Consider the following 18,981-nt stretch of genomic DNA (forward strand, 5'->3'; position numbering starts at 1 on the left):
CCCTCCCCCACCGTCGCCGCGGCGACCGTCCCGGCGGACGACGGCGCGGACGGCGACGGGAGCGACGTCGGCGACGACGGGAGCGACGTCGGCGACGACGAGCGCGTGCTCAAGTCGCCGTTCCCGCTGCCCGACCTGCGCGAAGGCGACGACGACGAGGACGACGTCGATCCGAGCCGCGACGAGTTCACCACCGTCTACGACATCATCGACCGATTGGAGGCCGTGCTGGAGGAGGCGAAGGGCAGCATCTTCTTCCCCGACCAGGTGAAGATCGACCGCGCCGAGTTCGCCGGCGAGCTGAGCGACCTCAAGAAGATGCTCCCGGTGCAGCTGGAACGCGCCTCCGCGCTCATGCGCGAGGCGGAACGCCGGCTGGAAGGCGCGCAGACGCAGGCGAACGCGATCGTCGCCTCCGCGCAGAGCCGCGCCGCCGACATCGTCAAGGAGGCGAACGAGCAGGCGCAGTTCCTCGCCGGGCAGGAGAACGTGACCGAGATCGCGCGGCAGAAGGCGCGCACGATCCTCAACACGGCGCAGACGAAGGCCGACAGGCTCACGCGCGGCGCCGACGAGTATTCGACGAAGGTGATGGAGTCGCTGCGCTCCCAGCTCGCGAAGATGAGCGGCGACGTGGACGCCGGCCTCAACGTGCTCTACGAGCGCCGCAAGTCGGCGGGCGAGCAGATGCCGCACCTCGACATCAGCGACTATCCCGAGTCGCGCTGACCGGCGGTCGCCCCGGACAAATCGAACGACAACAGACACAGACATACCGAAAGAAAGGCTTGGATCATGCCCCGTCCCGAAGATTCCCCATGGGCCGTGCCCGTCGCACAGGTCGCGTCGCGCGCCGGCCAGTCGAAGACCGTCGACGCCGACTTCCCCGCGCCGAGCGGCATCGGCGACGAGGTGATCGGCGTCGAGGAGGGAGCGCCGGTGCGCGTCACCGGCTCGTTCGACTCGATCGTCGACGGCCTCATCCTCACCGCGCGCGTCACCGCGCCCGTGCACGCCGAGTGCACGCGCTGCCTCAAGCCGATCAGGCGCGACTGGGGCGTGGACGTGACCGCGTTCTTCCCCTACGAGTCCGAGCGCGACGCGAACCGCGGCCGCGACGACGGCAAGGGCGAGGTGGACATCATCGCTGGCGAGGAGGAGTCGGAGGACACGTACCCGCTGCTCCAGGGCGGCGCGTTCGCCGATCTCGAGGCGCTGCTGCGCGACACGCTCGTCGAGAAGCTGCCGCTGCAGCCGCTGTGCCGCGAGGACTGCAAGGGCCTGTGCTCGCAGTGCGGCGTCGACCTGAACGAGCATCCGGACCACCACCACGAGACCACCGACATCCGCTTCGCCGGACTCGCCGCGCTGAAGGCGCAGCTGGAGGCCGACGGGCAGGGCGACGGCAAGGGCGAGTGACGCGACGCCGCCGATCCGCGCGCCGCGGCCCGCGCGCGCACGACACGCGGCGACGTGCGCACCGTCTTTGTACAGGCGGTGCGTTACAGTACTGAACGCTTAAGCTCAATGTTCGAACGAAACAGAGGATACTGAAATGGCACTGCCTAAGTACAAGACCTCGCGCGCCAACACGCACTCGCGTCGCGCGAACTGGAAGGCGACCGCTACGGCGACCGTGACTTGCCCGAACTGCGGCGAGCCGGCCCTGCCGCACATGGCCTGCCCGAGCTGCGGTTCCTTCCGCGGCCGCATCTACCGTGAGGCCATCCGCGCCGGTCACGCCAAGTGATCCACGCGGCATAGCCACGACACAACGGCATGAAGAAAGCCCTGCCATCGACGGGTGGCGGGGCTTTCGCATAGCTGCGCACCGTTTCCATAAGGCCGCCGACGAACGGCCCGGAGGACGGCGAAATCCCCCAAGGACATCAAGGAGCATATGATGACCGAAACCACATCCACCCGCACGGCCGGCCCGTCCGACGCGGCAAACGAACTGCTGGAGCGCCTCGGCACGACGATCAGCCCCGACCTGCTCGTGCAGGCGCTCACCCACCGTTCCTTCGCGCACGAGCACCCCGGCGTCAAGCATTACGAGCGTCTCGAATTCCTCGGCGACGCCGTGCTCGAACTCGTCGCCACCGAGACCCTCTTCCGTGTCCACCCGGACATGACCGAAGGCCAGCTGGCGAAGATGAGGGCCAAGGCAGTGAGCGAGGAGGCGCTGAGCGCCATCGCCCGCACCAAGCTGCACGTCGAGCCGTACATCCTGCTCGGCCGCGGCGAGGCGGCGCAGGGCGGCGCGTCGAAGAGCTCGATCCTGTGCGACATCGTCGAATCGCTGATCGGCGCGACGTTCGTCGAGCACGGCATCGACGGCGCGCGCGAGGTCGTGCACCGTCTCGTCGACGACACGCTCGCCGAGGTCGCGACCGAAGGCCCGGCGCTCGACTGGAAGACCTCGCTGACGGTGAAGGCGCACGAGCTCGGCCGGCCGGAGCCCGTCTACCACATGTCCGTCTCCGGACCGGAGTACGCGCAGGTGTTCACCGCGCGCGTCACGCTCGGCGACGACGAGACGGTGCTCGGCACCGCGCGCGGCTCCAGCAAGCGCAAGGCGCAGCTGGCCGCCGCGGAGATCGCCTGGCACAAGCTGTCCGACTGATTCCGGACGTTCCGCACGGAACGCGGACTCGCGCCGCGCGACGCCCGTGTTCCGCCCATTGGGCCATATCTCGCAAACATCCACGGAACGAATAGACTGGTAGCACGCGCGAAAGCCGGGCACGACCCGGCTTTCCATGCAACGGGGCCGCCTGCGGTTCGGGCCACACGCCCGGAGAAGGGCGGCCATGGACCAGTAAGTGAAGTGTGAGAGGGATTATGGCTTTACCCACGCCTTTGCAGGCTTTCAGCGGCGTGCCCAAAACGCCCGTGAGCGACAAGCAGACCATCGTCGACGGTGAGAAGATGACCGGCGCGCAGGCGCTGGTCCGTTCGCTGGAGGATCTCGGCGTCACCGACGTGTTCGGCATCCCGGGCGGGGCCATCCTGCCCGTCTACCATCAGATCAACGACGACCTGAAGTTCCGCTTCATCCTGATGCGCCACGAGCAGGCCGCCGGCCACGCGGCGGAGGGCTACGCGATCGCCACCGGCAAGGTGGGCGTGTGCATCGTCACGTCCGGCCCGGGCGCCACGAACGTGGTCACCGCCATCGCCGACGCGAACATGGACTCCGTGCCGATGGTCGTCATCACCGGACAGGTGGGCGTGCAGGCGATCGGCACCGACGCCTTCCAGGAGGCCGACATCGTCGGCATGACCTACCCGGTCTCCAAGCACTCGTACCTCGTCACGCGCGCGCAGGACATCCCGCGCGTGCTCGCCGAGGCGTTCCACGTGGCCGCCACCGGCCGCCCCGGCCCGGTCGTCGTGGACCTCACGAAGACCGCCCAGACCGGCGACATGTACTACTCGTGGCCGCAGCGCATGATCCTGCCCGGCTACAACCCGACGACGAAGGCGCACGGCCGCGTGCTGTCCGACGCGGCGAAGCTGTTCAACCAGTCGTACCGCCCGGTGCTGTACGTGGGCGGCGGCGCGATGCGCTCCGACGCGGGCGCGCAGGTGAAGCGCCTCGCCGAACGCACCGACTCCCCAATCGTCACCACGCTGCCGGCGCGCGGCATCGTGCCCGACTCCGACCCGCACAACCTCGGCATGCTCGGCATGCACGGCACGGTGGCGGCCACCGGCGCCGTGCAGCGCTGCGACCTGCTCGTCGCGATCGGCGCGCGCTTCGACGACCGCGTGACCGGCAAGCTCGACGCGTTCGCGCCCGGCGCGCGCGTCATCCACATCGACATCGATCCGGCGGAGATCGGCAAGAACCGCACGCCGGACGTGCCGATCGTCGGCGACGTGGCGACCGTGCTCGACGATCTCATCCCGGAGATCGAACGCGCGCAGGCGATCACGCCGAAGCCGAACCACAAGCCGTGGTGGGACCGCATCGCCTACTGGCGCAAGCAGTACCCGATGACGTGGGACGAGCCGACCGACGGTTCGCTCGCCCCGCAGTGGGTCGTGAAGACCCTCTCCGACATGGCCGACCCGTCCACGATCTGGGTGACCGGCGTGGGCCAGCACCAGATGTGGGCGTCCCAGTTCATCGACTTCAAGAACCCGAAGTCGTGGATCTCCTCCGGAGGCCTGGGAACGATGGGCTACGGCCTGCCGGCCGCGATCGGCGCGTCCGTGGGCTCGGCCCGCGAGTTCGACGGAAAGAAGCCGGTGTGGCTCATCGACGGCGACGGCTCGTTCCAGATGACCAGCGAGGAGCTGGCGGCCGCGTTCTTCGCGCGCACGCCGGTGAAGATCGCGCTGCTCAACAACTCCGTGTACGGCATGGTCCGCCAGTGGCAGACCCTGTTCTACGATCACCACTACTCGCAGACGAACCTGCTCGACGGCGAGGCGCACGGCGCCGAGGGCGACGCGCAGGCGGCCGCCGGCGAGCTGCCGCTCGAGGTGCCGGACTTCGTGAAGCTGGCCGAGGCCTACGGCTGCGTCGCGTTCCGCGTGTTCACCGAGGAGGAGGCCCGCGAGGCGATCGCCAAGGCGAACGAGATCAACGACCGTCCGGTGCTCATCGACTTCCGCGTGTGGAAGGACGCGATGGTGTGGCCGATGGTCGCCGCCGGCAAGTCGAACGACGAGGTGACGTACAAGCCGGGCGTCAAGCCCCTGCTGGACGACACCGAGGGCGACGCGTACGTGAACGCCGCCGAGGAGGCCCGTGAGGCCGCCGCCGCGTCGGATGGAAAGGAGAACTGACATGCCCGCGAATTATCCCGCTTCCAAGCCCGGCTCCGAACGCCATACGCTGTCCGTGCTGGTCGAGAACCGCCCGGGCGTGCTGGCGCGCATCGCGGGGCTCTTCGCCCGTCGCGCGTTCAACATCAACTCGCTGTCCGTCTCCCCTACCGAGCGTCCGGACATCTCGCGCGTGACCGTCACGGCCGACGTGGAGGCCGTGCCGCTCGAACAGATCATCAAGCAGCTCAACAAGCTGCTGCACGTGCTGAAGATCGTCGAACTCGACCCGAACACCACGGTGGAGCGCGAACTCGTGCTCATCAAGGTGGCGGCCGACGAGTCCAACCGCTCCGACGTGCTCGAGATCGTGCGTCTGTTCCGAGTGCGCGTGGTCGACGTGAACCCCGCCTCGCTCACCATCGAGGCGACCGGCGCGGAAGGCAAGATCGACGCGCTGCTCGGCCTGCTGGAGCATTACGGCGTGATCGAGCTGGTGCGCTCCGGCGCGGTCGCCGTGACCCGCGGCCCGAAGGCGCTGAGCGAGAAGGTCCTCGGCTCCGAGATCACCGGCCGCTGAGTGTCACGCCGTTGCCGCCGCCTTGGTTTCCGGTATCGTACGCGGATACGATGCTCCGCGTACGATACTTCCGGCTCGGCGATTCGGCTCTCTAGTGGCGCACCCCTTCGGGCCAGATCACGATGACGGGCTTGCGCCTCGCCTTCGCGTAGGCCACGATGTCGCCGGTGCCGCCCTTGCCGGCGGCGGGCATCCCGTCCCAGAAGGCGACCAGCAGGTCGGATTCGTCGACCACGCGCTTGCCGGCGGCGAGGAACGCGTCCTCGCCCGGTTCGGGGAAGTCGAGGGTCACGGCGGTGCGCACCTGCGTCATCAATCTGTCGTATTCGGCGAGGCCCGCCTCGTCGAACGTGGCCTTGTATCCACGGCAGGGGATGATCGCCACGACCTGATGCCCGGCGCGCAGCATCGCGTCCGCGAACAGCTGGTCCGCGCCCCATGCCATCGAGCTCAGGCCGACGACGTCCTCGCCGTCATAGCGGCGCAGCAGCTCGTCAAGCCCGCGCTCCACATACGCTTTCGCCTCGTCGGGGATGCGCTGGTGCCCGGTCGTTCCGATCCTCATGTCTCCTCGATTCCCGAGCCGCTCCCGGCCCGTCTCATGACGCCGCGGCCCCTCATCGTGCCGATTGCCACCATCGTATCGTCCCGGCGTTTCAGGCGCCGAATCCCTTTCCCTTGCCTTCATCTGCTAGCATCGTGCTTGCATATATGACTGCATAATGACAGCACGAGAGCGCTGCCACAACGAAACGGCGAGGAGGCAACGATGAGCACGAGTGAGACGACCGGCACCATCACCGTCCGCAAGGTGCCCGCGGACTGTCTGAACACGCTGAAGAGGATGGCGAAGGACAACAACCGCTCCATGGAGGCGGAGGTGCGTTCGCTCTTGGAGGACTGCACCACCGAATATCTGGCGCACCGCATCACCACCTCCGCCGATCTCGTGGCGGAAATGCAGCGCCTGCTCGATGGCGATGGCCTCGGGCCGGACGAGGAGCTGTGCCCGCCGCGCAATACCTACGATTTCGGTCCACGTCCCGTAGACCTCGGTCTTGGAGACGACGATGACGATTGCGGGGACGACGATGATCACCGTCCTTGATACCAACGTCATCAGCGAGGTCACCAGCAGAAGCCCCATGGACGCCAACGTCCGCGATTGGGTCATATCGCAGCGTCTTCAGACCCTTCACACCACAAGTATCACCATCGCCGAGCTGCTGTATGGCGTCGCCCTGCTACCGGAATCACACAGAAAGGAAACACTCAAACAGACCACGTCGGCGATCATCGACAATTTCCGGCATAGGACGCTATCCTTCGATACCGCAGCCGCATCACATTACGCCGCCATCGTCGCCACACGACGGGCATCGGGGCATCCGATAGGCATGCAGGATGCGATGATCGCGGCGATCGCACGGGCGCACGGCGCGACCGTAGCGACGCGCAACATCAAGGATTTCGAGGGCACCGGGGTCACACTCGTCAATCCGTGGGAGCACACGGGCTGACGGCTGCCGGTAGCGCGCAAGCACCGGATGCGCACCACACCGCCGCCGTCCGCTCACAGGTCGAGCGGCGGCAGAGAGACGGTCGCGTCGGCGCGGTCGGACATCGTCTGACTGGCCTATGCGACCATCCGGGAGGGAACCACGGACTACTGTTCGAGCTGTTCGGAGAGTTCCATCCATTCCATGGTGAGCTCGTCGGATTCGTCGGCGACGGCCTTGAGCTGCTCGTTGAGCTTGTTGAGACCCTCGTAGTCGCTCGGATCATGCGCGGCCATCTCCTGCTCGAGCTCCGTCTTGCGTGTTTCAAGCTTGTCGAGCTTGCGTTCGATGGTCTTCACGCGCTTCGACGCCTCATGGAACGCCTTGCCGGTGAGCTTCGGGGTGGTCTCGCCTTCAGTTTCCTTGGCGGCACTACCCCCTCCGTCGCGTTGCGACACCGCCCCCTGCGAGGGGGAGGAAGAGGGAGCAGAGGAGGAGGCGTTCTTCCGACCACCCCTGCCGCCGGTGCCGGCGAATCCGGGGGTGTCTTCGGGCAGGCCCTTGCCGTTCTTGATCGACTCGACCATGTCGAGATAGTCCTGCACGCCGCCGGGCAGGTGGCGCACCTTGCCGCCGATCAGCGCGAACTGCTGGTCGGTGACGCGTTCGAGCAGGTAGCGGTCGTGGGAGACGACGATGAGCGTGCCCGGCCACGTGTCGAGCAGGTCCTCCATCACGGCGAGCATGTCGGTGTCGAGATCGTTGCCGGGCTCGTCCATGATGAGCACGTTCGGCTCGTCGAGCAGGATGAGCAGCAGCTGCATGCGGCGCTTCTGGCCGCCGGACAGGTCGCGGATCGGGGTCATCAGCTGCGCCGATTCGAAGCCGAGACGTTCCATGAGCTGGCCGGGCGTGACCTCCTTGCCGTCGACGATGTAGCTCGGCTTGTAGCGGGACAGCACTTCCTTGATCTTGTACTTGCCGAGCTTCTCCAGCTCGTCGAGACGCTGCGAGAGCACGGCGAAACGCACGGTCTTGCCGATGTTCACGCGGCCCACGGTCGGCGTGAGCGTGCCGTCGATGAGCTTCAGCAGCGTGGACTTGCCGGCACCGTTCGCGCCGACGATGCCGAATCGGTCGCCCGGTCCGATGAGCCAGGTCACGTCGTCGAGGATCTCACGGCCGGAGACGGTCACCTTGCGTGCGGCGGACGTGCCGTCGCCGGAAGCGTCGGCCGCGTCCGCAGCCGCGGCGGCGTCCACGCCGATGGACTCGCCGCCGGTGTTCCTGCGGCGCACGGCGCGGTCGTCGCCCGACGTCGCGGCGCCGCCTTCCGCCTCGGCCTTCGCGCGCGCCTCCTCGGCGGCGGCGACCGCCTCGGGCACGCCGGCGTCGACGAGACGCGAGTCGGTCATGTCGGTCACGGCCACCTCGACGGAGCCGTGCGGCTGCGGTTCCGCGTACATCGGCTCCACCACGTCCACGCGGGAGGCGGAGTCGGCGAGCGCAGCCGCGTCCGGATCGACGTCGATGGCGGTCTTCTCGAAGATCTGCGTCACGTCGACGAGGTCGACGACCTGCTTGCCGAGGCGCGAGGTCGCCATCTGCCTGAGTTCGAGCGTGTTGCGCATCGGCGGCACGTCGGCGATGAGCTCGCGCGCGGCCTTGACGTGGAACTTCTGCTTGGTGGAGCGGGCGCGGGCGCCGCGCGACAGCCAGGCGAGCTCCTTGCGCGCGAGGTTGCGGCGTTTCGTCTCGCGCACGTCGGCCTGGCGGTCGCGTTCGACGCGCTGGAGCATGTATGCGGAGTAGCCGCCTTCGAACGGTTCGATGACCCCGTCGTGCACCTCCCACATCGATTCGCACACCTCGTCGAGGAACCAGCGGTCGTGGGTGACGAGCAGCAGCGCGCCAGCGCCCTTCGACCAGCGGTTCTTGAGGTGTTCGGCGAGCCAGTGGATGGTGACGACGTCGAGGTGGTTGGTGGGCTCGTCGAGCGCGAGGATGTCCCAGTCCTTCAGGAGCAGGCGGGCGAGGTCGGCGCGGCGGCGCTGGCCGCCGGACAGGGAGCCGACCTTCGCGTCGAGGCTCATGCCGCCGAGCAGCGCCTCGACGATCTCGCGGGAGGTGTTGTCGGACGCCCATTCGTAGTCGGCGCGGCCTTCCAACGCGGCCTCGCGGATCGTGGCGTCGTCGTCGAGCGGATCGCGCTGGTCGAGCATGCCGAAGGTGAGTCCGCCGCGCTTCGTCACGCGGCCGGAATCGGGCTCCTGCGTGCCGCGGAACAGGTGGAGCAGCGTGGATTTGCCGTCGCCGTTGCGGCCGACGATGCCGATGCGGTCCCCTTCGAACACGCCCTGCGTCACGTCGGTGAAGATGGTCTTGGTGGCGAAGGCGAGCGAAACGTGTTCCAGTCCAATATCGTAAGTCGGCATAAGCCACTAACTTAGCGCCACCACCGGGCATCCCCCCCCACTTCCTCGCACCCCGCGTCGTCCTCCCCCGCACCCCATGGTGCGCCCTTCTCCCATGGTGCGGCAACACACTTTCTCCACAACGGCGGAATGACGCCATTCCCGTCTACCGCACCATGGGGGTTTTACCGCACCATGGGAGAGGGGGCGGGATGTAGGTGGAGTGGGGTGGGTGAGAAAAGGGATGGGAGCGGGGATTAGCAGATGACCGGGTCCTTGGGGGCGCCCTTCTGCGCTTCGCGGACGAGGCGGCGCGCGTAGCTGTTGCAGCGGGCGGCGAAGCCGGTGAACACCTGGTCGGCGAGCGGATGCAGCAGCGGGTTGTATTGGGCGAAGTCCTCGCGCAGCTTCGACTTGGAGCCGCCTGCGGCCTTCAGATCCTTGACCATGCTCGGCTCGTCGAGCCACTCCTCCATCAGCGCGGAACTCACTTCGAGATGGAACTGGAGGCCCAACGCCGATCCGGCGCGGAACGCCTGCACCTTGGTGAGGGGCGAGCGGGCGAGCAGCTGCGCGCCCTCGGGAAGCCCGACCACGTCGTTGTGCCAGTGCAGCACGTTGATCTGCTTGTCCCACATGGAGAAGTAGTCGTGCTTGTCGACGCGCTTGATCGGCGCGAACCCGATCTCCGGCTTCTCGCCGCGGTGCAGTTTCGCGCCGAGCGCGGTGGCGATGATCTGGTGGCCGAGGCACACGCCGAGCACCGGCTTGTTCACGGCGATGGCGGCGCGCGCCAGCTTCGCCTCCGCCTTCAGACCGGGGTACTTGTCGTAGTCGGTGGCCCCCATCGGACCTCCCATGATGACCAGACCGGCGACCTCGTCGAACGAGGGAAGGTCGGGTTTCTTCTTGTCCACCACGTTGAGGATCTGATAGCCGAGGCCGATCTCGTCGAAGGCGGTGGCGATGCGGCCGGGCTTCTCCCATGGGACATGTTGCAGAACAAGCACTTGTGGCGTCATGTCTCCTATTGTGGCACGACCCACGTAAACGACGGGCGCGCCGGATGTCCGGTTGCGCCCGTCGCCGTCCGCACATACTCTGTTGACTTATGGGAAACAGCCAAGAACCGCATGATTTCAGCACTTCCGTGATGCCGAGCGCGTTCACTCCGGTGAAGGTTGCCAAGGCCGCCGCGGGCCTCAAGCTCTACGACACCGCCTCGCATACGACGAGCGTGTTCACGCCGATCAAGCCCGGCGAGGTGGGCATCTACGTGTGCGGCGCGACGGTGCAGTCGTCGCCCCACATCGGGCACATCCGCGCCGCCGTCGCGTTCGACATCGTGCGTCGGTGGTTCCTGAAGCTCGGATACAAGGTCACGTTCGTGAGGAACGTGACGGACATCGATGACAAGATCCTCGACAAGGCCGCCGCCGCGGGCCAGCAGTGGTGGGCGCGCGCCTACTACTACGAGCGCGAGTTCACGCACGCCTACGAGACGCTCGGCGTGCTGCCGCCGACGGTCGAGCCGCGCGCGACCGGCCACATGTCCGACATGATCGACCTGATCGAACGCATCATCGCGAACGGCCACGGCTACGTGGTGACCGACGCGGACGGCAAGCCGACCGGCAACGTGTACTTCGACGTGGCGTCGTGGCCGCACTACGGCGAGCTGACGCATCAGAAGCAGACCGCCGAGGTGGACGAGGCGGCGGCCGTGGCCGACCGCATGGGACCGTCCGTCGACGCCGCCGGCGACGACAAGTACAATCCGGTCGACCCGGCCGACGCCTCCCCCGACAAGCACGACCCGCGCGACTTCGCCCTGTGGAAGGCCCCGAAGGACACCGATCCCGAGGACGCCCGCTGGAACACGCCGTTCGGCGTGGGGCGCCCGGGCTGGCACATCGAATGCTCGGCGATGAGCCACCGCTACCTCAAGGACGGATTCGACATCCACGGCGGCGGTCTCGACCTGCGCTTCCCCCACCACGAGAACGAGATGGCGCAGACGCGCGCCGCCGGCTACGATTCGGCCGCCCGTTGGATGCACTCCGCGTGGGTCACCGCGAAGGGCGAGAAGATGTCGAAGTCCCTCGGCACCGGCCTGTCCGTGCCGAGCGTGCTCGCCGAACATTCCGCGTGGGTGGTGCGCTACGCGCTGGGCTCCGTCCAGTACCGTTCGATGCTGGAATGGTCCGATCAGGCGCTCGTCGAGGCGCAGGCCGCATACGACCGCATCGCGAACTTCATCGAACGCGCCGGCGTCGCGCTGGGTGGCCAGCCCGCGCGTGACGAGATCGAGGCCGTCTCCGCCGACGACCTGCCGGCCGACTTCACGGCCGCGATGAACGACGACGTGAACGTCTCCGGCGCGACCGCCGCGATCTTCACGGCGATCCGCTCCGGCAACACGCTGCTCTCCAAGCTCGCCGACCACGCCGACTCGGACGAGGCCCGCGCCGAGGTGCGCGCCTCGCTCGTCGCCGTGCGCGCGATGCTCGACACCCTGGGTCTCGACCCGCTGGCCGAACCGTGGGTGTCCGCGGGGGCCGCGGGCGGCGCGGGCGACGGCGCCGACGAGTCGCCGGAGCATGTGGCGCTGGAGAAGCTGATCGGCGAACAGCTGGCCGCGCGCGCCGAAGCCCGCAAGGCGAAGGACTTCGCGAAAGCGGACGCGATCCGCGACGCCCTGGCCGGCGCCGGCATCGCCATCGAGGACGGCCCCCAGGGCTCCACCTGGAGCCTCAAGTAACCAGTGACCGCAACGGCCCCGATCCTCTTGACGGGACCATTCTCCCTTGCCCCCGCTGGCGGGAATCGGACGGCCCGATCCTCTTGACGGGACCATTCTCCGTTGCCCCCGCTGGCGGGGGCTGGCACGCGTAGCGTGACTGGGGGTGGTTGACCGCCCAACACCACCCCCAGTCGACTATCGTCGACAGCCCCCGCCAGCGGGGGCGAATGAGGGAGGTCTTCCCTAGCCGCCGCCACCCCCAGTCGGCTCTCGCCGACAGCCCCCGCCAGCGGGGGCGAATGAGGGAGGTCTTCCCCGCCCGCCGTTTTCCCCCGCCACGGCTAGACTGTTGCCCATTATGGCAGCATTTAGTTCTTTGACTGACAAGCTCTCGAATGCGTTCAAGCATCTGAAGAGCAAGGGCAAGCTTTCCGAAACGGACATCGACGGCACGATCCGCGAGATCCGCCGCGCGCTGCTCGACGCCGACGTGGCGCTCGACGTGGTGCGCCCGTTCACCGCGCGCGTGCGCGAGCGAGCGCTCGGCACCGAGGTGTCCGACGCGCTGAACCCGGCGCAGCAGGTCGTGAAGATCGTCAACGAGGAGCTGACGGCGATCCTCGGCGCGGGCGTGGATCGTCCGCTGAACTTCGCGAAGAACCCGCCGACGATCATCATGCTTGCCGGCCTGCAGGGCGCCGGCAAGACGACGCTCGCCGGCAAGCTCGGCTACTGGCTCAAGGACGCGGGCCACACCCCGCTGCTGGTCGCGGCCGATCTGCAGCGTCCGAACGCGGTCACCCAGCTCCAGGTGGTGGGCGAACGCGCCGGCGTGCCGGTGTACGCCCCGGAGAAGGGCGTGCAGTCGGACGGCGGCGACGCGGTGTCCGCGCCCGGCCAGACCACCGGCGACCCGGTGAAGGTGGCGCGTGATTCGATCGCCTTCGCCAAGCAGAAGCTGTATGACACGGTCATCATCGATACCGCCGGCCGTCTCGGCGTCGACGAAGAGCTGATGAAGCAGGCGCGCGACATCCGCGACGCCGTGAACCCGAACGAGATCCTGTTCGTCATCGACGCGATGATCGGCCAGGACGCGGTGCGCACCGCGAAGGCGTTCGACGAGGGCGTGGACTTCACCGGCGTGGTCCTGTCCAAGCTCGACGGCGACGCGCGAGGCGGCGCCGCCCTGTCGGTCGCGTCCGTGACCGGCAAGCCGATTCTGTTCGCCTCGAACGGCGAGGGGCTGAAGGACTTCGAGGTCTTCCACCCGGACCGCATGGCCTCCCGCATCCTCGACATGGGCGACATCCTCACCCTGATCGAGCAGGCGCAGAAGCAGTTCGACGAGAAGCAGGCGCGCGAGGCCGCGGCGAAGATGGCCGAAGGCGAGTTCGGTCTCGACGACTTCCTCGAGCAGCTGCAGCAGGTCCGCAAGCTCGGTTCGATGAAGTCGCTGCTCGGCATGATCCCGGGCATGGCGGCCCACCGCAAGGAGCTCGAACAGTTCGACGAGCGCGAGATCGACCGCACGGAGGCGATCATCCGCTCGATGACGCCCGAGGAGCGTCGCAACCCGAAGATCATCAACGGTTCCCGCCGCGCCCGCATCGCCTACGGTTCCGGCAACACGGTCTCCGCCGTCAACGCGCTGCTCCAGCGGTTCGAGCAGGCCGCGAAGATGATGAAGCGCATGTCGAACAAGGCCGGCCTGGGCGGCGGCGTGCCCGGCTTCGGCGGTTCGATGGGCGGCGGCAAGAAGAACAAGAAGGCCAAGGGCAAGAACAAGAACAAGAAGGGGCGCTCCGGCAACCCGATGAAGCGCGAGGCCGAGGAGAAGGCGTTGCGCGACCGTCTGTCCGGCAAGAAGTCGGGCGGTTCCGCGTTCGCCAAGCCGCAGAATCCGGCCCTGCCCGCCGGCCTCCAGCAGGCGCTGGACGCGAACGGCGGCGAACTCCCGCCGAACCTCGGCGGCGGCCTGGCCGGCCTGCTGCGCTGATCCGTCTCTTGTCGTGGCTCCCCATGCGCACCATGGGGAGCCATTTCATTGCATATAGGAGGTTGCATATGCTGGTCTGGTTGCTGTGGGGCGTGATGATCGTCGGCATGCTGTGGGTGCTGCTCAGCGAGCTGCCCGCCGGCGTGGAGGCGCGCATGCCGTTCCCGTACATGATCGCCCTGATCCCGTTCCTGTGGGTGCCGCTCGTCGCCTGCGCCGTGGTCGCCGGAATCATCCACGCGTGGGGGCCGATGTGCTGCCTGCTGGGCGTCGCCCTGTCCGCGTCGACCCGCCGCATCGCGTATTGGGGTACGGATCCGCATCCCCGGCGGGAACGCCGTACCACGGTCACGGCACATGACGCACCCCGTGAAACATCGCGTGAAACAGATTCCACCGCGCGTGGAACGTCCCGTGAAACATCGCCGGCCGTATCGGCCGACGTCGCCGCCGAACCGCCGTCATCGCTCACGCTGATGACGCTCAACTGCCGCTACGGGCGCGCCGACGCCGACGCGATCGCGCGCGAGGCACGCACGCGCGGCGTCGACGTGCTCGCGCTGCAGGAGGCGACCGACGACCTGCTCGCACGTCTCGACGCGGCCGGCATCGCCGACCTGCTCCCCTACCGCCAGTCCGGCGAATCGAAGGCGACCGACAACGGCGGGTTCAACGTGATTCTCTCCCACATCGAGCCGGATGCCGCGGTCCCCCGCGCCATCGACATCCCTGCGGCCGACGTGCCGTCGATCACCCTGCCGATGGCGGGCGGACGCGACGTGACGTTCGCGTCCGCGCACCCGAAGTCGCCGATGCGCGGATGCCGCGAATGGTCGGCGGGCATCATCGGTCTCGGCGGGCTCGCCAAGGCCGCGAGCAAGGAGGACCATGCCGTCGCCGTCGTGCTCGGCGACCTCAACTCCTCCACCGAGCATCCGAGCTTCCGCGCGCTGCTCAAGGCCGGATTCCGTGATGCGAGCCTCACCCAGGCGCAGGGACCGAACCTCACGTTCCCCCGCTGGCTCAAGTGGCCGCGCATCGAACTCGACCACATCCTCGCCACGCGCGGGGCGGATTTCACGGACGTCGCATCGTTCGAGATCCCCGAAACCGACCATCTCGCGCTGACCGCCCGAATCACGGTGCGCGCGTAGGCACGCACTCGGAGACACCCGTCCGAGCGCACACGCGTAGGCGTGTCGCGCGTCCGGGGCACGGCGCTATAATGAATCGGTTATTCGCTGGTGCGTGGCGCCCTCTACACCCCGTGCCGCGAGGAACACGTGGGCTCGGCGAGCTGCGCCCCACAATGCGAACCGAACACACACCCTGATATTTTTAAGGAGAGCCACTTTGGCAACCAAGATTCGTCTGAAGCGCATGGGTAAGAAGTTCTACGCGTTCTACCGCGTGGTCGTCATGGATTCCCGTACCAAGCGCGATGGCCGCGCCATCGAGGAGATCGGCACCTACGATCCGAACACCCAGCCTTCCACGATCAAGATCAACTCCGAGCGCGCCCAGTACTGGCTCGGCGTCGGCGCCCAGCCGACCGAGCAGGTCTACAAGCTGCTGAACATCACCGGCGACTGGCAGAAGTTCAAGGGTCTCGACGGTGCCGAGGGCACCCTGAAGACCGTTGAGGCCGGCCCGGATGCCGCCGCCCGCGTCGAGGCCGTCGAGGCCGAGGCCCAGAAGCTCAAGGCTGCCAAGTCCGAAGCCGAGGCGAAGGCCAAGGCCGAGGCTGAGGCCGCTGCCGCCGCCGAAGAGGCCCCGGCTGAGGAAGCTGCTCCGGCCGACGCCGAGTGAGCCACGCCGCAAGGCGTACTGACGACGACATTGCCTTCGACGCGGTAGGCTGAGTAATCAGCGACCCGTGGTCGAAGGCAATGCTGCATAGAAAGGCTGATCGAAATGCTCGCACAGGCAGTGGAACATCTCATCAAGAACATCGTCGATTTCCCGGACGACGTGTCCGTCAAATCCCATGAGAACGCGCGCGGCGAACTGCTTCGCGTGCGCGTGAACCCGGAGGACATCGGCCGCGTCATCGGACGTTCCGGACGCACCGCCAACGCGATCCGCACCGTGATCCAGGCGCTGTCCGACCACAAGGTGCGCGTCGACATCATGGATGTGCGCCACTGAGCCGACAGGCGAGGTCGACGGACGACTAGGTACTCGATGGGGTACACTGCTTGGCATGGCAGATCAGAATATGCATGACGACCCTCAGCAGCTCGAACTGCTGAGGGTCTGTCGTATCGGGCGCGCCCAGGGCATGAAGGGCGAGGTCACCGTCCAGGTGTTCACCGACGAACCGGAATGGCGCTTCGAACCCGGTTCCGTGCTCTATTCGAAAGACGGCGAAACCGAATACGTGGTGGAGTCCTCGCGCACGTTCAAGAAGCGCTGGATCATCAAACTGGAGGGCTGCGACGACCGCGACGCCTCCGAGGCGTTGAACGGCACCGAACTGTACGGCGAGGCCGACGATCCGGACGAGATGCTCGAAGCGGACGAATGGTACCCGAAGGACCTCATCGGACTCGAAGCCCGCATGGCCGAAGGCAACGGCCTCGGCGCGGAGGAAGGCCGCGTGGTCGGCAAGGTGGTCGACGTGCTCGACTCGCCCGCCCAGTCGCTGCTCAAGATCAGGCTCGCCGAGCCGGTGCAGGTCGGCACGGCGAAGGACGGCACGCCGGTCATGGAGAAGACCGCGCTCGTGCCGTTCGTCGACGAGCTCGTGCCGGACATCGACGTGGAGGAGGGCTACCTCACGCTCGACCCGCCCGGCGGACTGATTCCGGGACTCTAGACTCTGCATTCTCCGTCTCATACACCGTCCCGACCATAGCGGATTCCTCCCCGGTCTCCGACCCGTCCCACCCTATCGTGTGGTTCCGCACCGCACGATAGGGTGGTTGCTTATGAAGATCGATATCGTGAGCGTGTTCCCCGAATACTTCGACGTGATGGGATTGAGTCTGATGGGCAAGGCCCAGGAGAAGGGCCTGCTGACCATCACCGCGCACAACCTGCGCGACTGGACGCATGACGTGCATCATTCGGTGGACGACACCCCGGTGGGAGGCGGCGCCGGCATGGTGATGAAGCCGGCGGTCTGGGCCGAATGTCTCGACGAACTGCTGGGGCTGGAGCCGCAGGAAGACGCCGATGCACCCGCTGATGCCGCGACGGCGACGGCCGTGGCCGTGGCCACGGCCACGGCCACGCATACCATCACTGGCAAGACGGTGTCCGATGAGACACCGACAGATACCGATATTCAGACACCGGCAGATACCGATATTCGACGTGTTTCCACGTGTGGAACCGCTGGTGAGTCCAGAACCAGGACCGCCGGAAACGCGGAATCATCCGCCCTTGAGGACTCACCTATGGTGTCCGATGGGACACCGGCTTGCCAGTCGTCGCAGGAACACACGCCGGTGCTGATCTTCCCGAATCCGTCCGCACCGCTGTTCACGCAGCGCGACGCGACGGAGCTTTCGCACGCGGAGCATCTGCTGTTCGGCTGCGGCCGCTATGAGGGCTATGACGCGCGCATCCCCGAGTACTACCGTTCGCGCGGCGTGGACGTGCGCGAGTATTCAATCGGCGACTACGTGTTGAACGGCGGCGAAGTCGCCACCTCGGTGATGGTGGAGGCGATCACGCGTCTGATTCCGGGGTTCATGGGAAACGCCGACTCCATCGTCGAGGAATCCTACACGGGCGCGAACGCGCTGCTCGAACACCGCCAGTACACGAAGCCGGCGGAATGGCGCGGTTTGAAGGTGCCGGACGTGCTGCTCTCCGGCGATCACGGCAAGGTGGACCGCTACCGCCGTGACGAGGCGTTGGCGCGCACGGACGAGATCCGCCCCGATCTCATCGAACAGCTGGACTGCAAGGCCCTGGACAAGGCCGACCGCAAGACCCTGATGGCTCTGGGCTGGGAGGTCTCCGCCGCTCACCCCCGCAAACTACAGTAAATACGCCTCGCCCCCGCCGGCGGGGCTGTCAGCCATAAGCTGACTGAAGGCGCCCACAGATACAACCGACTGAAGGCGCCCACAGATACAACCGACTGAAGGCGCCCACAGATACAACCGACTGAAGGCGCCCACAGATACGACTCGCCCCCGCTGGCGGGAGCTGTCAGCCGTAGGCTGACTGGGGGTGGTCCCATGGGTTTGCACCTTAGGCGCCCACCCCCAGTCGGCTTCGCCGCCAGCCCCCGCCAGCGGGGGCGACGAAATGTGACGTACCGTAACGGCATCGTCACCGGCCGACAGCCCCCGCCGGCGGGGGCGAGGAAATCTTACAGGCCGAAGACCTTGACGCGATCGTCGGCCGGCTGCTTCTCGACCGGGCCGGCGGGCTGGGCGACGACGCCAAACGGCATCTGGGCCTGGAGCTTCCAGCTCTTCGGCAGGCCGAACTCGGCGGCGACGGCCTCGTCGATCAGCGGGTTGTAGTGCTGCAGGGAGGCGCCCAGGCCCTTCTCGGCGAGGGCGGTCCACACGGCGAGCTGGAGCATGCCGGCGGCGTCGCGGGCGAAGCCCGGGAAGTTGGCGGCGTAGGCCGGGATGTTCTCCTGCAGCTGCTTGGTGACGTCCTCATCGTCGTAGAAGAGCACGGTGCCGTGGCCGGCGGCGAAGGAGTCGATCTTCGCCTCGGTGGACTTGAAGGCCTCTTCGTCGTTGACGACCTTGCGCAGGGTCTCCTTGACGATGTCCCACAGCTTCTGGCTGGCATCGCCGAACAGGACGACGGCGCGCTGCGGCTGGGAGTTGAAGGCGCTCGGCACGTCGACGACGACCTTCTTGACGAGGTCGGCGATCTCCTGGTCGCTGATCGGCGAGGCGTCGGTCAGCGCGTACTGGGAGCGACGGGTTTCAAGGGCGGTGACGAAGGACATGAAATTCCTCTTTTCGTTCGTGGTTCCGGATGCCCATGCG

The 18,981-nt window shown here is 67.2% G+C and carries 18 protein-coding genes and 2 pseudogenes; 15 read left to right on the forward strand and 5 right to left on the reverse strand.

The annotated features are described in order from the left end of the window. Positions 1-105 precede the first annotated feature (105 nt). The 6 genes from Uis4E_RS02945 to ilvN all read left to right on the forward strand — a co-directional run bounded on the left by Uis4E_RS02945 (position 106) and on the right by ilvN (position 5,359). Positions 106-729 carry an ATP synthase F0 subunit B gene (locus tag Uis4E_RS02945; protein ID WP_165784822.1) on the forward strand — a complete coding sequence of 208 codons (624 nt, stop codon included), beginning with the start codon at positions 106-108 and terminating at the stop codon, positions 727-729. Between the two features lie 66 nt (positions 730-795). Then, positions 796-1,419 (forward strand): YceD family protein, encoded by a 624-nt coding sequence (locus Uis4E_RS02950; RefSeq protein ID WP_101621786.1) that lies wholly within the window; start codon positions 796-798, stop codon positions 1,417-1,419. Positions 1,420-1,555: 136 nt separating this feature from the next. Beyond that, positions 1,556-1,750 carry a 50S ribosomal protein L32 gene (gene rpmF, locus Uis4E_RS02955; RefSeq protein WP_101621787.1) on the forward strand — a complete coding sequence of 65 codons (195 nt, stop codon included), beginning with the start codon at positions 1,556-1,558 and terminating at the stop codon, positions 1,748-1,750. A 153-nt stretch (positions 1,751-1,903) separates the two neighbouring features. Continuing rightward, positions 1,904-2,626 carry a ribonuclease III gene (rnc, locus tag Uis4E_RS02960; RefSeq protein WP_101621811.1) on the forward strand — a complete coding sequence of 241 codons (723 nt, stop codon included), beginning with the start codon at positions 1,904-1,906 and terminating at the stop codon, positions 2,624-2,626. A gap of 218 nt (positions 2,627-2,844) precedes the next feature. After that, positions 2,845-4,800, forward strand: coding sequence for an acetolactate synthase large subunit (locus Uis4E_RS02965; protein WP_101621788.1), 1,956 nt, complete (start codon positions 2,845-2,847; stop codon positions 4,798-4,800). Position 4,801: 1 nt separating this feature from the next. Next, positions 4,802-5,359, forward strand: a complete 558-nt coding sequence (gene ilvN / locus Uis4E_RS02970; protein ID WP_034530113.1) for an acetolactate synthase small subunit — start codon at positions 4,802-4,804, stop codon at positions 5,357-5,359. Positions 5,360-5,450: 91 nt separating this feature from the next. Here ilvN and Uis4E_RS02975 read toward each other — a convergent pair whose 3' ends face one another. Next, positions 5,451-5,924, reverse strand: coding sequence for a hypothetical protein (locus Uis4E_RS02975; protein ID WP_101621789.1), 474 nt, complete (start codon positions 5,922-5,924; stop codon positions 5,451-5,453). 204 nt (positions 5,925-6,128) lie between these two features. Between Uis4E_RS02975 and Uis4E_RS02980 the strand changes: the two genes are divergently transcribed. Together Uis4E_RS02980 and Uis4E_RS02985 are read left to right on the forward strand one after the other, a co-directional pair. After that, a complete protein-coding gene (locus Uis4E_RS02980; protein ID WP_101621790.1) occupies positions 6,129-6,467 on the forward strand; it encodes a FitA-like ribbon-helix-helix domain-containing protein in 339 nt (112 codons plus the stop codon). Then, complete coding sequence (locus tag Uis4E_RS02985) at positions 6,430-6,879, forward strand: type II toxin-antitoxin system VapC family toxin (protein ID WP_243394296.1); 450 nt, start codon at positions 6,430-6,432, stop codon at positions 6,877-6,879. Before Uis4E_RS02980 ends, Uis4E_RS02985 begins: the two co-directional genes overlap by 38 nt. Positions 6,880-7,025: 146 nt before the next feature. Here the strand turns inward: Uis4E_RS02985 and Uis4E_RS12390 are convergent. The 3 genes and pseudogenes from Uis4E_RS12390 to Uis4E_RS02995 all read right to left on the reverse strand — a co-directional run. Continuing rightward, positions 7,026-7,262, reverse strand: a pseudogene (locus Uis4E_RS12390) (ABC transporter C-terminal domain-containing protein); the annotation flags it as partial. Between the two features lie 120 nt (positions 7,263-7,382). Then, positions 7,383-9,293: pseudogene (locus Uis4E_RS02990) on the reverse strand (ABC-F family ATP-binding cassette domain-containing protein); the annotation flags it as partial. Positions 9,294-9,529: 236 nt separating this feature from the next. After that, on the reverse strand, positions 9,530-10,294 hold the full coding sequence (locus Uis4E_RS02995; RefSeq protein ID WP_101621792.1) for a type 1 glutamine amidotransferase: 765 nt from the start codon (positions 10,292-10,294) through the stop codon (positions 9,530-9,532). Between the two features lie 89 nt (positions 10,295-10,383). On the opposite strand from Uis4E_RS02995, the gene cysS reads away from it, so the two are divergent. From cysS to Uis4E_RS03030, 7 genes are all read left to right on the forward strand, one after another. Next, the gene (gene cysS, locus Uis4E_RS03000) at positions 10,384-12,033 is read left to right on the forward strand and encodes a cysteine--tRNA ligase (RefSeq protein WP_101621793.1); all 1,650 of its coding nucleotides are present in this window, start codon (positions 10,384-10,386) and stop codon (positions 12,031-12,033) included. 340 nt (positions 12,034-12,373) lie between these two features. Next, complete coding sequence (gene ffh, locus Uis4E_RS03005) at positions 12,374-14,014, forward strand: signal recognition particle protein (protein WP_101621794.1); 1,641 nt, start codon at positions 12,374-12,376, stop codon at positions 14,012-14,014. Between the two features lie 71 nt (positions 14,015-14,085). Further along, positions 14,086-15,168, forward strand: coding sequence for an endonuclease/exonuclease/phosphatase family protein (locus Uis4E_RS03010; protein ID WP_101621813.1), 1,083 nt, complete (start codon positions 14,086-14,088; stop codon positions 15,166-15,168). A gap of 199 nt (positions 15,169-15,367) precedes the next feature. Continuing rightward, positions 15,368-15,823, forward strand: coding sequence for a 30S ribosomal protein S16 (gene rpsP / locus Uis4E_RS03015; protein WP_101621795.1), 456 nt, complete (start codon positions 15,368-15,370; stop codon positions 15,821-15,823). Between the two features lie 105 nt (positions 15,824-15,928). Beyond that, complete coding sequence (locus tag Uis4E_RS03020) at positions 15,929-16,162, forward strand: RNA-binding protein (protein ID WP_034530099.1); 234 nt, start codon at positions 15,929-15,931, stop codon at positions 16,160-16,162. Positions 16,163-16,232: 70 nt separating this feature from the next. Next, entirely contained in the window at positions 16,233-16,832 is a 600-nt protein-coding gene (gene rimM, locus Uis4E_RS03025) for a ribosome maturation factor RimM (protein ID WP_165784823.1), read from the forward strand. A 112-nt stretch (positions 16,833-16,944) separates the two neighbouring features. Continuing rightward, positions 16,945-18,012, forward strand: coding sequence for a tRNA (guanine(37)-N(1))-methyltransferase (locus Uis4E_RS03030; RefSeq protein WP_101621797.1), 1,068 nt, complete (start codon positions 16,945-16,947; stop codon positions 18,010-18,012). Between the two features lie 329 nt (positions 18,013-18,341). Here the strand turns inward: Uis4E_RS03030 and Uis4E_RS03035 are convergent, their stop codons facing one another. Beyond that, positions 18,342-18,941 (reverse strand): nitroreductase family protein, encoded by a 600-nt coding sequence (locus Uis4E_RS03035; RefSeq protein ID WP_101621814.1) that lies wholly within the window; start codon positions 18,939-18,941, stop codon positions 18,342-18,344. Positions 18,942-18,981 lie beyond the last annotated feature (40 nt).

The organism is Bifidobacterium parmae (assembly GCF_002860365.1).
GTDB lineage: Bacteria > Actinomycetota > Actinomycetes > Actinomycetales > Bifidobacteriaceae > Bifidobacterium > Bifidobacterium parmae.